15 protein-coding genes are annotated in these 15643 nt (G+C 32.5%); 9 read left to right on the top strand and 6 right to left on the bottom strand.

Annotated elements, in window-relative coordinates:
- The first annotated feature begins 3 nt into the window (after positions 1 to 3).
- Both B8963_RS12190 and B8963_RS12185 read left to right on the top strand, forming a co-directional pair.
- Entirely contained in the window at positions 4 to 672 is a 669-nt protein-coding gene (locus B8963_RS12190; protein WP_084061808.1) for a peptidoglycan recognition protein family protein, read from the top strand.
- A complete protein-coding gene (locus B8963_RS12185) occupies positions 673 to 2181 on the top strand; it encodes a M14 family metallopeptidase (RefSeq protein ID WP_084061807.1) in 1509 nt (502 codons plus the stop codon).
- A 5-nt stretch (positions 2182 to 2186) separates the two neighbouring features.
- Here the strand turns inward: B8963_RS12185 and B8963_RS15965 are convergent, their stop codons facing one another.
- The 3 genes from B8963_RS15965 to B8963_RS12175 all read right to left on the bottom strand — a co-directional run bounded on the left by B8963_RS15965 (position 2187) and on the right by B8963_RS12175 (position 4598).
- On the bottom strand, positions 2187 to 2354 hold the full coding sequence (locus B8963_RS15965; protein WP_159447297.1) for a hypothetical protein: 168 nt from the start codon (positions 2352 to 2354) through the stop codon (positions 2187 to 2189).
- A gap of 178 nt (positions 2355 to 2532) precedes the next feature.
- Positions 2533 to 3360, bottom strand: a complete 828-nt coding sequence (locus B8963_RS12180) for an OmpA/MotB family protein (protein WP_084061806.1) — start codon at positions 3358 to 3360, stop codon at positions 2533 to 2535.
- A gap of 146 nt (positions 3361 to 3506) precedes the next feature.
- Positions 3507 to 4598: a vWA domain-containing protein gene (locus B8963_RS12175; protein ID WP_084061805.1), complete on the bottom strand. Its 1092-nt coding sequence runs from the start codon at positions 4596 to 4598 to the stop codon at positions 3507 to 3509.
- 209 nt (positions 4599 to 4807) lie between these two features.
- Between B8963_RS12175 and B8963_RS12170 the strand changes: the two genes are divergently transcribed.
- Together B8963_RS12170 and B8963_RS12165 are read left to right on the top strand one after the other, a co-directional pair.
- The gene (locus B8963_RS12170) at positions 4808 to 5818 is read left to right on the top strand and encodes an XdhC family protein (protein ID WP_084061804.1); all 1011 of its coding nucleotides are present in this window, start codon (positions 4808 to 4810) and stop codon (positions 5816 to 5818) included.
- Entirely contained in the window at positions 5818 to 6411 is a 594-nt protein-coding gene (locus tag B8963_RS12165) for a nucleotidyltransferase family protein (RefSeq protein ID WP_084061803.1), read from the top strand. The genes B8963_RS12170 and B8963_RS12165 overlap by 1 nt, the downstream gene beginning before the upstream one ends.
- 8 nt (positions 6412 to 6419) lie before the next feature.
- Here the strand turns inward: B8963_RS12165 and B8963_RS16045 are convergent, their stop codons facing one another.
- Positions 6420 to 6569 (bottom strand): hypothetical protein, encoded by a 150-nt coding sequence (locus tag B8963_RS16045; RefSeq protein ID WP_200810838.1) that lies wholly within the window; start codon positions 6567 to 6569, stop codon positions 6420 to 6422.
- Positions 6570 to 6991: 422 nt separating this feature from the next.
- On the opposite strand from B8963_RS16045, the gene B8963_RS12160 reads away from it, so the two are divergent.
- Positions 6992 to 7432, top strand: a complete 441-nt coding sequence (locus B8963_RS12160; RefSeq protein ID WP_084061802.1) for a cold-shock protein — start codon at positions 6992 to 6994, stop codon at positions 7430 to 7432.
- A 44-nt stretch (positions 7433 to 7476) separates the two neighbouring features.
- On the opposite strand, the gene recQ is transcribed toward B8963_RS12160, so the two are convergent.
- Positions 7477 to 9585, bottom strand: a complete 2109-nt coding sequence (gene recQ, locus B8963_RS12155; protein ID WP_084061801.1) for a DNA helicase RecQ — start codon at positions 9583 to 9585, stop codon at positions 7477 to 7479.
- Positions 9586 to 9647: 62 nt separating this feature from the next.
- Positions 9648 to 10496, bottom strand: coding sequence for a 23S rRNA (adenine(1618)-N(6))-methyltransferase RlmF (gene rlmF / locus B8963_RS12150; protein WP_084061800.1), 849 nt, complete (start codon positions 10494 to 10496; stop codon positions 9648 to 9650).
- A 94-nt stretch (positions 10497 to 10590) separates the two neighbouring features.
- On the opposite strand from rlmF, the gene B8963_RS12145 reads away from it, so the two are divergent.
- The 4 genes from B8963_RS12145 (at position 10591) to B8963_RS12130 (ending at position 15070) form a co-directional block, all read left to right on the top strand.
- Positions 10591 to 11937: a DEAD/DEAH box helicase gene (locus B8963_RS12145; RefSeq protein ID WP_084061799.1), complete on the top strand. Its 1347-nt coding sequence runs from the start codon at positions 10591 to 10593 to the stop codon at positions 11935 to 11937.
- A 49-nt stretch (positions 11938 to 11986) separates the two neighbouring features.
- On the top strand, positions 11987 to 12331 hold the full coding sequence (locus B8963_RS12140) for a hypothetical protein (protein WP_084061798.1): 345 nt from the start codon (positions 11987 to 11989) through the stop codon (positions 12329 to 12331).
- 75 nt (positions 12332 to 12406) lie between these two features.
- Complete coding sequence (gene lpxD / locus B8963_RS12135) at positions 12407 to 13396, top strand: UDP-3-O-(3-hydroxymyristoyl)glucosamine N-acyltransferase (protein WP_084061797.1); 990 nt, start codon at positions 12407 to 12409, stop codon at positions 13394 to 13396.
- A 120-nt stretch (positions 13397 to 13516) separates the two neighbouring features.
- Positions 13517 to 15070 (top strand): DEAD/DEAH box helicase, encoded by a 1554-nt coding sequence (locus tag B8963_RS12130; RefSeq protein ID WP_084061796.1) that lies wholly within the window; start codon positions 13517 to 13519, stop codon positions 15068 to 15070.
- Positions 15071 to 15643 lie beyond the last annotated feature (573 nt).

The following is a 15643-nucleotide window of genomic DNA, read 5'->3' as shown; positions in this document are numbered from 1 at the left end:
TAAATGAAAAAGTATAATTTATCTCTTTTAGTACTGTTAATATTGTCCTCTTGTGGCGTTAAAAAACAAATAATAGATAAGCCTATTATTTTTAATGCGGAACGCGAAGAATTGACTTTAGATTATATAGAAAAGCAATATGGCCTAACAAAGGAAACCTCTGAAATTATACCTAAAATGATCGTGCTTCATTGGACAGTAATACCAACTGCTGATGGATCATTTTCGGCATTCAAAGAGGCTAAATTGCCTAATTGGCGTGCCGACATTGAAACTGTTAGCGGACTAAACGTATCTTCGCATTTTTTAGTAGATCAAGATGGTACTATTTTTAGATTAATGCCAGAAACTAAAATGGCTCGACACGTGATTGGGTTAAATTATAGTGCTATCGGCATTGAAAATGTTGGAGGAACAGAAGATTTACCATTAACTAAAGCACAATTAAGAGCTAATATTTGGCTAGTAAACTATTTAAAAAATAAATATGATATTGAATACTTAATTGGACATTATGAATATGAAAATTTTGTAGGCCACGAATTATGGTTAGAATTAAATGACGATTATAGAACCATAAAAACAGATCCAGGTACCGATTTCATGAACAAGGTTCGAAAGCGAACCAAAAAATTAAATTTTAAACCAACACCTCAAAAAATTACGCAATAAATGAAAATTATCATCACCCTTTTAGCCTTAGTTTTATTTAGTACCGCTTCTTGTCAGCAAGTTAGTGCTGAAAACAAAGTAGAATCTAATACACATACCGACAACGATATTACTTCTGCTTTATATGATTCCTATAGTAAATATCAGGAAAAAACTATTAAGAAAAGAAGGATAAAGCATAACCAAATTCAGCCTTTGATAAATAAATATAAGTCAAAAAAAGGCTATACCGTTAAAAAGGTTGGATCATCTATCGAAGGAAAATCTATTTCCTTAATCAGTGTAGGAACAGGACCAACTAGTGTGTTTTTATGGTCTCAAATGCATGGCGATGAACCTACAGCTACTCAGGCAATTTTTGATATTCTAAATTTTTTAGATAGTGATGATTTTGTAGCCGAAAAAAAGGAGATTTTAAGTAATCTAACCATCCATTTTTTACCTATGTTAAATCCGGATGGGGCTGAAATTTTTACTCGTAGAAATGCATTAGGTATTGATATAAATAGAGATGCATTGGCATTGCAATCTCCTGAAGGACAAATATTAAAAAAGGTTCGCGACAGTCTTGATGCTGATTTTGGATTTAATCTACATGATCAAAGTACGTACTATAATGCGGAACGCACCGAAAAACCCGCTACTATTTCTTATTTAGCTCCTGCATACAATTACGAAAAAGATATTAATGATGTTCGTGGCAATGCAATGAAAATTATTGTGTTTATGAATAAAATTATTCAGAAATATGCGCCAGGACAAGTAGGGCGCTATAATGACGATTTTGAACCAAGAGCCTTTGGAGATAATATTCAAAAATGGGGAACAAGCGCTATTTTAATTGAATCTGGTGGGTTTTCTAACGATCCAGAAAAACAAGAGATAAGAAAGCTTAATTATGTGTCTATCTTATCCGCTATTTATACGATTTCAAAAGGGAATTATGCTAATATTCCCTTAGAAGATTATGAAAAAATTCCTGAAAATGATCGAAAGTTATTCGATTTAAAGATAACTAATGCCAATTATGATTTATTAGGCAAGCAATACAAATTAGATATAGGTATTCATCAAATTGAAGTAGATAATAAGGAACATTCAAATTTTTGGTACCATAGCCGTGTGGTGGACCAAGGAGATTTATCTACATTTTATGGTTATGAAACTTTTGATGCAACAGGTTATACAATAAACCCCGGAAAGGTATATACTAAGGTTTTAAATTCTACAATGGAATTATCAAAATTAGATATCCCAGACTTATTAAAACAAGGTGTTTTATATGTGCCCTTCGCTGCAATACCAAGTACGCTCACTACATCTCCAGTGCCTTTAAATATTGTGAGTACAAAATTTAAAGCTCCTTCTTCAATTAGATTAAATGTAGGTGTTAACCCATCATTTTTGCTCGTTAAAAACGGAGTGATAGAATATGCTGTCGTAAACGGATTTTTACTCAACGCCAAAACTGGTGAAGGCATATTCAAAAATGCCATGGTTATAAAATAGTAGTACTATTTGTATAGATAACCATAATTAACAGTAGTTATGGTATCATCTGTTAACAATAGTAAAAGCATAATTATAAGTATAAGGGTAATTGTTATAAAAACTGATATCGCTAAGGCTTTAAACCATTTTGGCATTCCTTGAAGCGAGCTTTGTTCGATAATTTGATTCATAACATCCATAATTTTTTATTTTAGAGTTAGGTAGCTTTAAATAGGATGGTTTCAAGTATTCTTTGGGGTCTTTATAGTATAACAACTAACCTATAAAATACCCTACTTTAAATTACACGAATAAAAAAAGGGATGCTATTTAGCATCCCTTTTTATGATTAAAAATTAATGGTTCTATTTATAGATTTTCAGAATCCATAAGAGCAAAAAACTTATTTAAATCAGGAATAATAACGATTTTAGTTCTTCTGTTTTTAGATCTGTTCTCTTTTGAATCATTATCAACTAAAGGTATATAACTACTTCTACCTGCTGCAATTAATTTTTCTGGAGCAACATTATATTTTTCTTGAAGTATACGTACTACAGATGTAGCTCTTTTAACACTTAAATCCCAGTTGTCTTGAAACATTGGTGTTTGGATTGTTCTTGCATCTGTATGTCCTTCTACCATTACTTCCATACTTGGCTCAGAATTGATAACATCAGCAATTTTCTTAAGAATGTTATTTGCTTTGCTACTTACCTTGTAACTACCACTGTTAAATAACAATTTATCAGAAATATTAATCATAACTACTGTTTTGTCGATATCAATATTAACATCGTCTTCATCATCAGCAATAGATTTCTTTAAGTTATAAGAAATAGCCACATTAATAGAATCTTCTAATGTTTTTGCATTCGCCAAAAGGGCAGGGTCTACTTTAGATAAAGTAGTTCTCATTTTTTCTTTAGTATTATTGCTCATAACAGCAATATCATCAACACTAGTTAACTGAGCATCATTAATTTCTTTAAGAGAATTAATTTTTTCGTTGTATTCTGCAACTCTAGCTTCAATTTTGGTCATTTTAGACTCTAACTCTTCTTTCTCTACTTGAGTTTTTGTTAGTCTACTTTTAGTATCATTTAAATCAGATTCTAAAGCCACATACTTTTTCTTGGATACACATGATCCTAAAGTAATCATTGATAAAATTGCGATTAAGGGTAATTTTTTCATCTTTAAATTTTTAGTAATTTGAAATTATCTATTTACGTTCTTGGTTATTATCTACGATGAAAACATTAAAAAAGACGTTTAAGGGTAAAAAAAAGAAAGGCTATCCTATTTGGACAGCCTTTCTTTTTATGCTTAAGCTATTGTGTTTATTCACATCCACCCTTAAAGCCAGACGCATTAAATTTAGTTTGTACTGCACCTTGTTTTCCTCCAGAGGTGACTTGTATAGCAAGATTATTTTCACCACTACCATCACGTTTAGGGCTGCAATATTCAAATAAGTAAAAACTGCTTGCTCTTTGAGATACTAAATAAGATATGTTATTGAATGTTGTCTCTAATTCTGCCTTATTACCAGCAAAAACACTAGAAGTTTTTCCAATACCAGAAAGTACCTCAGTATCTATTTCTGCGCCTAAACCAATTGTAAAGAACGAAATGTTGATGTTTGCCTTTTTAACTTTATCTAAAGCTGCTTTTTCTGTATAACGAGATGCTTGATCTGTTCCATCAGTAAAAATAACAATAGAAGCCGCACCAATAATATCGGAATTTTTTGTGTCGGCAATTAGTTTTTCGGCAATATCAGTAGATTTAATTACTGCACCATACAAATCAGTAGATGGATCACTACTAATCGTATTCGTAATACCATTAATTGCAGCATTTAATTGTTCTTTAGATGATGTTAAAGCATTTAAAGAATGTAATTTATTCTCTCCATCAAACCAGTAGATGGCCATTTTCATAGACTCACTCTCTTCATCTGGCATAACATTGTCAATAAAACTTAGTGATGCCGTTTTTAATTCTTGTAAGCTACTGCTTAATACGCTATTACTTAAGTCTAATACTAATATGGTACTATTCTTAAATATTTGTGTGTTAGGCGATATTCTTGCAAAAGATTCTGAAGTAGAAATACGATTAAAACAAGCATCATTTCTACCTTGTTCGTAGATAGTAAATTGATTTGCAGTTAAGTTAGGAACAGGATTTCCATCAGTATCCGAAACTCTAAAAAATATCGAAACCTTGCCCGGCAAAGTTGTGAATTGATCTTGGATAGATAATACAAGTTGACTTGCACCTAAGTTTAAACATGGGTCTACTGTTGTACCTTCTCCTAAATCCGATCCTGGACTAGGGTTAAAAAATACATCATCTTCACCATTACCACATGAAAAAAGCAATAGAAGTGTTGAAAAATATAGTATCGATTTTAAGTTAAATTTCATTTTCAAATATTTAATTGTTCATGCGTTAGAACGCTAATTTGAACACAAAAGTATAACTGTTTTACATAATTTATGTTAAACAATGTTAATAAATACAGGACCAAATATTAAAAACAAAAGTTAAGCTAATTCATTATGCCAGTTTATTCCTTTACTCTAGTACTAATGAATGGTATTTTTCAATATCTTGTAAACAATATTTGTTTATTATGACGCATGAATTAAAGAAACTAGTACAAGCTTTTATCGATGCAAAGGAGCAAGGTTTAAAATCTGTATTGGTTACTGTGGTCGCTTTAGAGGGATCATCGTACCGCAAGCCTGGAGTGCGTATGTTGGTTCTAGAAAATGGAAAAATGATTGGTGCCGTAAGTGGAGGATGTGTAGAAAAAGAGATTTTAATACAATCACAATCCGTTTTCGAATCTACTATTTCCAAAGTAATGACCTACGATGGCAGGTACAGGCTAGGTTGCGAAGGTGTGTTGTATATTTTGTTGGAACCTTTTAATCCAAGTCCTTTATTTATCGAGACTTTTTTCAACGCCATTAAAAATAGGGAACTATTTAAGGTTTCTTCTTTTTATAAAAAGGAAGAGATTGCTGAAATTGGATTTGGCACTAAAATAAGGTTTCAGAACATTTCATTACCTGTAAGCTTGAAACATGCGCTCAATTCCGATTTGTTAGTTTTTGAAGAGCACATGTCTCCATGCTTTAGATTAGTGCTTTTTGGATCTGAACACGATGCAGTTATTCTTTGTAATATGGCCAATCTAATGGGCTGGGAAGTCGTTATCTATACACATCCATTGGAAGAAAAAACAGCTAAAGATTTTCTTGGTTCAAGTAATTTTCACGCAATTGCACCAGAAATGTATTTGCCAGACGGGATTGATAGCCAAACGGCTATTGTACTTATGAATCATAGCTATTCCAAGGATTTGTTGTTTTTAATGGCCTTAAAAGAAAGTAAGCCTGCTTATATAGGCATACTCGGACCTACCCATAGACGTGAAAAATTATTAAATGAATTAATTGAAAAGCACCCAGAAGTGTCAACTGACTTTGTAAATTCAATTTATGGCCCGGCAGGATTGAATATTGGGTCTGTAACGCCACAAGAAATTGCCATTGCCATAATTGCAGAAATTTTAACCGTAATACGTAATGAACACCCTATGTTTTTGCGCGATAAGGAAAGTTTATTTTTAAAATAATGTGTAAAGTAGCGGCAATTATATTAGCAGCAGGAGCATCTTCACGAATGGAAGACCACATAAAACAAGTATTGCCATGGGGTAGTGCTACTCTCTTAGAACACGCCATTATAGAAGTGAGTAATTCAAAAGTGTCAAAAACATATGTAATTCTTGGGGCAAACTTTGATGCTATTTGTAGCAAAGTAGCATTAGCAAATTATCACATAGTTTATAATAAAGACTGGGCTAAAGGCCTTGGGAGTTCTATAGCAAAGGGGGTTAGCTATATAATGGAGACTGAAGAAAATTATGATGCCGTACTAATTGCTTTAGCGGACCAACCATTATTGAGTACGACTTATTTTTATGATTTGTTGTTATTGTTTAAATCATCTAAAAATGAATTAGTATCTACAAATTACGGTACTAAAAAAGGGGTGCCAGCTATATTTGGCAAACGCTATTTTTCATCATTAGCAACACTAGATAAAGACAATGGCGCTTCAGAAATTATTAAAAATACGGTGCATTCTAGTATAAACGGCCAAAATAATACTATGGATATAGACACTTGGGATGACTATAAAGCATTGCTTAAAATCAAAAAGTAAAAAGGAGTTTACTTTAACGTAGCTTCTTTTTCCAATGGGTTAATATATGTTTCTTTTCCGTAGTCTTGGAAAATACCACAAGAATTTTCCTTTTTAATTAAAGAATTTCTTTCTTTTCTTTTTGCTAAAGCTTCGATTTCTGGAGATAAATAGGTCATATCCTGAAAAAATTTAAAGTTATTTTCTGCTAACGTATGTTTTTGACTAATGTTGCCAAAAGCACTACAAAATTAGATAAAATATAACTTTCTCTCTATGAATTGTTATTTATTTAAGAATTTATTAGCTCAAAATTAACAAATAAGAAGTGCGCGTGTTGTAGGTAATACACATTTCTATAGCTAAATACTACTTTTTACATCTCTTATACTATTCTGTTTTTTATATCAAAAAAAGCTACCTATCTTTGCATAAAGCAGTTGAAGCTATTATTTAACTCATTTACTGCTTGTTATTGCAACTTCTTTATAGATTATTAGGCAAATTAGTTTTATTTTCCAATTGTTATTTTGAATTTCAATGACTTCACAACTGCTTATCACAAGCATGTTATAATATTAATTTAAACTAATAATTTTTAATGGCGAGAGCACAAGAAACCTTTGGTAAAAAAGAACGAGAAAAGAAACGTTTGAAAAAACGCGAAGAAAAAGCAAAGAAGAAAGAACAACGTAAAGCAAGCGATCAAGACAGCATGTTTGTTTACGTAGATGAAAATGGTCATTTGGTTGATACTCCTCCAGATCCATCAAAAAAGATTAAAGTAGACGCTGAAAGTATTGTTCTAGGAATACCTAAGAAGGAAGAAAGTGACGAAGAAATAGATCCGGTACGTAAGGGTAGAGTTGAATTTTTTAATGATTCTAAAGGATATGGATTTATTAAGGATACAGATACTCAAGAGAAATTCTTTGTACATATTAATGGATGTCTTGAAGAAATTAAAGAAAATAATATGGTACAATTTGAACTTGAAAAAGGGATGAAGGGCATGAATGCCGTTCGTGTTAAAAAAGTTTAAATTGATTAAGATTATAAAAAAGGGGTTCTACTGAACCCCTTTTTTTATGCTTTTTTGTCAAGTATAGCCAATGCAAGGCGTATTTTAAAATAGTCTAATTGCTCTTCAAAATAGTCAAAATATGGTTTTAGCGATGGTGGACTTTCCAAAACCTCTTTGGCTTTTTTAACTGATTCCACTTCGGTTTTTGTAACAAAATCATAAATATTAATTGGCAGTCCGTCACCATAAAGTTTGGCGATATGTGAATATATTGTTGGAGTTTTTAAATTTCGTTTTATTGCAATTTCATCAATAGATAATCCTTGTTGATATAATTCGTAGGTAACCTTATGTGTATCAGCTTTTTTGGATTTTTTCTCCTTATTAAAAGCAATAATTTCTTTTATAAATTGGTCTCCATAAACTTCTAGTTTTCGTTGCCCAACGCCATTAATTTCTAAAAACTCTTCATCGGACAAGGGTCTATTTTGTTCTATTTCTTGTAATGTAGCATCGCTAAAAACTAAATAGGCAGGAATATTTTCTTCTAAAGCAATAGAATGGCGGAGCGCCTTTAAACGTTGAAAAAGAGCACCCTTGCTACTAGATTTTTTGGTTTTTTCTTTCGGATTTCCAATGGTTTCCACAACAACAATTGGTTTCGTTAATGACACCTTGGCACCATTAAACAAAACGTTTTTAGAAAAATCAGTTAAATGTAATGCGTTTCTAAATTGAAAAGCTATTTCGATATACCCTTGATTAATTAATTGTATAATGTAATGTTGCCAATCTTTCCAAGAAATATCATTCCCAATACCATAGGTTTTCACCTTTTCTAATCCTTTTTCCAATATTGCCGCATTTTTGGCGCCTCTTAACACATCTATAATGGTTCCAATGGCTTCTTTTTCATTTAATCGGGCAATGGTAGATAGTATTTTTTGCGCAATAATAGTTCCATCGAATACTTGAGGTGGACTTTTACAAACATCACAATTGCCACAATTTTCAGCTAATAATTCTCCGAAATAACTCAATAGAATTTTACGTCTACATGTAGTTGCTTCAGAAAACTGTTTCATACGATCTAATTTAGCAAGTTGCACCTCTTGATTTGATGCGCCTTCAGTAAATCGTTGTAATTGGATTACATCGGCATAACTATGAAAGAGTAGGGCACTCGCAGCAACTCCATCACGACCTGCACGGCCAATTTCTTGATAATACCCTTCTATGTTCTTAGGCATATTGTAATGTATAACCCACCTTACATTAGATTTATCTATACCCATACCAAAAGCAACCGTTGCACAAACAATTTTGGTTTTGTCGAAAATAAAATCTTCTTGCACTTTAGTTCGCTCATCAAAACTTAACCCAGCATGATAAGCTTGCGCATTCATTTTTTTTGCTTTTAAACGGTCTACCAATTGCTCTGTAGTTTTTCTACTTAAACAATAAATAATCCCTGAAGAATTGGGTCTGTCTTCAATAAAACTAATGATTTGATCTACTCTGCCATCTGCGGGTCGAACGGTTAAACTAATATTTTTTCGATCAAAAGACGTAATAAATTGTTCTGCAGAAATGATCCCTAATTGTTCCGCAATATCTTGTCTTGTTGCTTTATCCGCTGTTGCAGTTAAAGCAATAATGGGTGTATTGGGCATAGATTTTTTTAAAAACCCCAATTGTTGGTAAGAAGGTCTAAAATCATGACCCCATGACGAAATACAATGTGCTTCATCAATTGCAATACAGCTAATGTAGGTTTCATTTAAAATATGCTCCAAAGAAGCCATACTTTCAGGAGCAACATAAAGTAACTTTAATTCTGCCTTTGAAATTTTAAGAAGAATATTTTGTTGTTCTTCAGTAGATTGACTGCTATTGAAGTAAGCGGCTGCAATTCCATTGGCAATGCAACCATCTACTTGATCTTTCATTAAAGCAATTAACGGAGAAACAACCAGCGTAGATTTAGGAAACAGTAAAGAGGGTAATTGATAACAGATAGATTTCCCTCCGCCTGTTGGCATGATTACAATAGCATCTTTTTTCTCTAAGACCGAAGAAATTATGGCTTCTTGTTGCGGTCGAAAGCTATCATAACCAAAGTATTTTTTTAAATTAGGTAAAAGTTGTTCTTTATAATCTATTGCGGGCATAAACGGATTGTATTTTGTAAAGCTACAGGTTTTGAATTTTGTATAAAAAGATGTGAAAGAATTTAATCTGTAAATTTCCAAGCAATAAATCTGCTTTTTTTATTGCCTTGTGTCATATCTACCGTTTTATAGGTCACATTTAATTTTTCTAATTGTTTGTAAATTTTAGAGAGATGATTTCTTTTAGAAACCAAACATGTAAACCAACCTACTTGCTTTTTAAACAAAATACTTTGTTTTATCATTCGCTTAATAAATAATGCTTCACCACCATTGCACCATAACTCGTTTGCTTGACCGCCAAAATTTAATTTAAATGCTGGATTGTTCTGTAAGTTATTGAGTTTTTTAAGTGTACCTAAAGTTGCCTCTTTTTCAGAAGCATGAAAAGGAGGATTGCACATAGTAAAGTCGAAAAATTCATTAAAATGAAGCACACCTTTGAAAATATCAGCATTAGAGTATTGATGCCTTATTTCTATCTTTTCTTTAAACTGAAGTGCATTTTGTTTCGCAAACTTTACTGCTGTTTCATCAATGTCTGACCCCACCATATTCCAACCTAATTGTTGTGTCGCCAGAATGGGATAAATACAATTAGCACCAACACCAATATCTAGTCCCTTTATAGTTTTAGTGGTGTCATTAAAAATTAAATCTTGAATATGAAGTAAATAATCAACTCTGCCGGGTATAGGAGGGCATAGGTATCCTTCGGGAATTGTCCAATCTTGAACATTGTAAAAGTGTTTTAATAAGGCTCTATTAAGTTCTATAACCGCATGTGGGTCTGAAAAATCAATACTTTCCTGATTATAATCATTTACAAAAACATATTTTGCAAGTGCTGGGTTTGTATTTGTTAATTCAATGAAATTATAATTAGATCGATGTAAATTTTTTAAATGCAAAATATAACTTTATGCGGTAAAGATAAGGATGTTATATTGGAGAACAATGACAATAAAGAATACCATACCTTTGCAAGATTAAACGAGGTAATACATGAGTTCTTTTGAAGATTTCGGTTTAAAAAAACAATTAAACTACGCTATAGATGATTTAGGGTTTGCATCCCCAACACCCATACAGGCTGCTGCATTTTCAGTAGTAATGTCTGGGAAAGATATTGTGGGCATTGCGCAAACGGGTACGGGTAAAACAATGGCTTACATGTTGCCAATATTACAAGAGTTAGCGTTTTCAAAACAAATTCATCCACGTATTCTTGTTTTAGTACCCACAAGAGAATTGGTTTTACAGGTTGTTGAAAACATTGAGAGTTTTGCCAAATATATTAATGTGCGTGTTTTGGGAGTGTATGGTGGTACTAATATAAATGCCCAAAAGCAACTATGCGCGCAAGGAACAGATATTTTAGTGGCTACACCAGGCCGCTTGTATGATTTAGCACTTTCAAAAGCCGTTAAACTAAAAGAAATTAAAAAATTGGTGATCGATGAAGTTGATGTCATGCTTGATTTAGGTTTTCGATTTCAGCTCACAAATATTTTTGATCTACTCCCAACACGTAGACAAAACATTATGTTCTCGGCAACAATGACAAGTGATGTTGATGCCTTAATTGACGATTTTTTTATAGCCCCCGAAAAAGTATCTATTGCAGTAAGTGGTACTCCACTTGAGAATATATCGCAAGTATGTTATGCTGTGCCTAATTTCTATACTAAAATTAACTTGTTAATTCGCTTATTAAAAGACAAAGACACATATAAAAAAGTACTTGTTTTTGTGGCGAACAAACGTAGTGCTGATACTGTTTTTGAAGAAATGGAGGTAGCATTTGGTAATGAATCTTGTGTAATACATTCTAATAAAACTCAAAATTATAGAATTCGCTCTATTCGCCAATTTGATGAAGGTAAAAACAGAATACTTGTAACAACAGACGTTATGGCTAGGGGTTTAGATTTAGACAAAATCACCCATGTTATAAATTTTGATACGCCAAACTATCCAGAAAACTACATGCATCGTATTGGTAGAACGGGTAGGGCAGAACAGCAAGGAAATGCAATATTGTTCTATACAGAAAAAGAAGCTCCGTATAAAGAAGCAATAGAAGCTTTAATGAAAATAGAAATTCCTTTACTTGCTATACCTGATAAAGTAGAAATTTCAGAAGAATTAACTGCTGAGGAACGACCTAGAATTATAGAAGCAGATAATCCAGATCAGACTACTTTAGAATCACAAGGTAGTTTTCATGAAAAAAAAGAAAAAAATAAGAAGACCAATCAAGGTGGATCCTATAAGAGAATTATTGCCAAAAAGTATAAAAAGCCTAAAACCAGAGGAGATAAAAATTACAATAAGCGTAATAAAAAATAAAGTAAATACTAAGTTTGGTTTGCAGTTGATGTTCCCAAATAGTAAATAAATGGCTAGAAGAAAGACAAAAAATACAGGATCTGTTTCTAATTACGATGAAATAAACATCAAAATTCTACTTTTAGAAATTTTTATCATTGCCATAGTAGCTGGTTTTTATTACCATTCATGGTGGGTTTTTGGTGGAGTAGTGCTTGGATTGTTTATTGCTCTAAATATTAGAATATTAGCCATAATAATAAATATTATTTTTTCCATAGGATGGGCATTTATTGGGTATACTATAGGAACTTACACGAACAATACAACTGCCTCCATTGTATTAGCTTTGATTGCATTAGTTGCAGGTTTGCTTTTTCATAAAAGCGGTATAAAATGGACGAAAAATTCCTAATCTTCCTAATTAATTTGAATTATTATATTCCATTTTACTAGTGTATCTTTATAAAATTATAATAACAAACCATACATGAAATCACATTCCATAGCTGAAATCAATGCTGTTTTAAAAGGAGAACTAGTAGGTAATACCACACATTTGATAACAGCTCCTGAGCAATTAGAAAAAGCAGCCTTAAATCATATCACCTTTATTGGTAATAGAAAGTACGCAAAACTATGGAGTGATTCAAAGGCTTCGGCGGCGGTAATTGATGAAACAATTCCATTAGAACCTGGGGAAAATCGAGTTTTGATTAAAGTAAAAAATGCTGATTTGGCTATGGCACAAATCCTAGAATTTTTTGACCCTGGATTACCACAATTGGAAGAAGATATTCATACCACAGCAGTGGTACATCCATCAGCTAATTTGGGTAAAGGGGTTAAAATAGGAGCCAATTGCTATATAGGCAAAAATGTAACTATTGGAGATGGTACAATAGTTTACCCCAATGTAACCATTATGGATGACACCATCATAGGGATGGGTTGTATTATCTGGTCAGGTACTGTTATAAGAGAGCGTTGTGAGATAGGACATCAATGTATATTTCATACCAATGTTAGTATTGGAGCTGATGGTTTTGGATTTAGGCCAAGTCCAGACGGAAGAGGGCTAGTTAAAATTCCACAGATAGGTAATGTAGTTATTGGCAATGGAGTAGAAATTGGGGCAAATTCATGCGTAGATCGTGGTAAATTTAGTTCTACTATAATTGGTGATGGTTCTAAGATCGATAATTTGGTACAAATAGGTCATAATTCTGTAATGGGTAGATCTTGTATTATGGCTGGACATAGTGGACTTGCAGGTTCGGTTACTTTAGGCGATGGTGTAATTATAGGCGGCAGTGCATCTATAAAAGATCATACCACAATACATTCTGGCGCCACAGTGGGAGCAGGGTCTGGAGTTGTTGGAGATGTTGCTGCAGGAAAAACTGTTTTAGGGTATCCGGCTTGCGATTCAAGAGATATGCTAAAACAATGGGTAGCGTTAAGAAAGCTGGTAAAATAGGTTCTTAGTTTTTTATCACAAAAACTGTACACATCAACAAATAAACAGAATTGTTTTGCATAATTATTTGTAAACCCTTTTTAAAGAGTTTAATTTTGCAATCCCCCTAGAAAGGAAATTATGACGGAGATAGTATCAGCATTACAAGAAAGAAAAACAGATAAAGAACTTTACAGCTACCAACAAGGTGCAATCAATAAAATTTTCGAAAAATTCGATACCGCACCAGACAACTACCATTTATTATATCAATTACCAACAGGAGGAGGAAAAACAGTAATTTTCTCCGAAATGGTTAGACAGTATTTAAAAAACCATAAGAAAAAGGTTTTGGTAATGACACACCGAGTGGAGTTATGCAACCAAACTTCAGAAATGCTTACCAGTTTTGGAGTGCCTAATAAAGTGGTAAATAGTAAAGCAAATTTAGATGATCAAGATCAGTATATTTGTTTTGTAGCCATGGTAGAAACGCTTAATAACCGTTTGAATGACGATAAATTAGATATTTCTGATATTGGTCTAGTTATTATAGATGAAGCACATTATAATTCATTTACTAAGCTGTTTAAATTTTTTGAAAATTCTTTTATTTTAGGAGTTACAGCAACACCATTGAGTTCTAGTAAAGAACTTCCAATGAAAGATAATTACGATGAACTTATTACAGGGGAATCAATAGAGTCATTAATTGAAAACGAGTTTCTTGCTAGAGCCGAAGTTTTTCAATATGACATGGGTTTAACCTCACTGGAGGTTGGGTCTAATGGAGATTATACCGTTAAATCTTCGGAAGATTTATATACCAGTCCTGCTATGTTAGACAAAACATTACAGGCTTATTTAAAACATTCAAAAGGTAAAAAAGCATTAATATTTAATAACGGTATTAATACTTCCATACAAATATACTACACCTTTAAAGCTGCAGGTTTGCCTGTTATGCATTTAGATAATACCGCAACAAAAAAGCAGCGTAAACAAATTTTAAAATGGTTTAAAGAAACGCCTGATGCTATTCTTACTTCCGTAAGTATACTAACCACAGGATTTGATGAACCTACTATAGATACCATTATCCTAAACAGAGCAACAAAATCGTTGACCTTGTATTATCAGATGATAGGTCGTGGTTCGCGTATATTAAATAATAAGTCTACGTTTCAGGTTATAGATTTAGGAAATAACAATTACCGATTTGGACCATGGGGAGCTGATTTAGATTGGCAAATGATTTTTAAATCTCCTAATTTTTATATGGATCGTCTACAGAATGACGAGGATATAGAAAGTGAGTTTAAACATGAAATGCCCGAAGAAATTCGTGTACAATTTGCAAAATCAGAAGAAGTATATTTTGATATTAAAGAAGTATATACCGAAGCAACATTCAAAGGAGAATCTTCTAAAGTTGTTCTAGAACGCTCTATTGAACAGCACGGAAGAATTTGCATAGAAAACAGCGAAGACGTTTATGATGCTTTAGCATTAGCTAAAATTTTAGATAGTGATATTGATAACAGAATAGCTAGTTACGCCAAGTGTATTAGCCGAAGCACTTATAATTTCTTAAAATGGCTTAAAGACGATTATAAGCTAAAATTAAATTCTTATTTACGTCAGAATTTTGACGAAGTTTTCGAAGAAATACACGGATATCCACCAGAGGATTAATGATAAAATAAGCTATAAAAAAAAGCAGTAGGTGATGAATCTACTGCTTTTTTTGTGATTGGCTAGATTAGTAAAACGAAAATTGATTTTCGTTGCTAAAATTGGTCCATCGGATTCGGCGACTATTTTTAAAATTAGCCACTAGAGTATTCTTTTTTGAGATGATATTGGATTGATTGATGATTGTTTTCATGATTGATGATTTTTTGGTGCTGTTGTTTTTTTATCGGTAACGTCTTTTTGCATTCCAGATGTTACTTGATGTTTCTAATGTTTGTTTTACGTAATGTTTGTTTAATAATTCCATGATTGTTGTTTTTTAGTTGTTGATGATTTTTGTTTTATCTGTAACGTCTTTTGGCGTTCCAGATTCTACTAGTTGATGACTCTAGTGTTTGATGAATTTGATGTTTGTTTAATGATTCCATGATTGTTGTTTTTTAGTTGTTGATGATTTTTGTTTTATCTGTAACGTCTTTTAGCATTCCAGATTCTACTAGTTGATGACTCTAGTGTTTGATGAATTTGATGTTTGTTTAATGATTCCATGATTGTTGTTTTTTAGTTGTTGAT

The sequence above is a fragment of the Cellulophaga tyrosinoxydans genome (genome assembly GCF_900176415.1).
Taxonomy (GTDB): domain Bacteria; phylum Bacteroidota; class Bacteroidia; order Flavobacteriales; family Flavobacteriaceae; genus Cellulophaga; species Cellulophaga tyrosinoxydans.
Note: the sequence above shows the minus strand (reverse complement) of the source record. Positions and strands in the feature narration are given on the sequence as shown.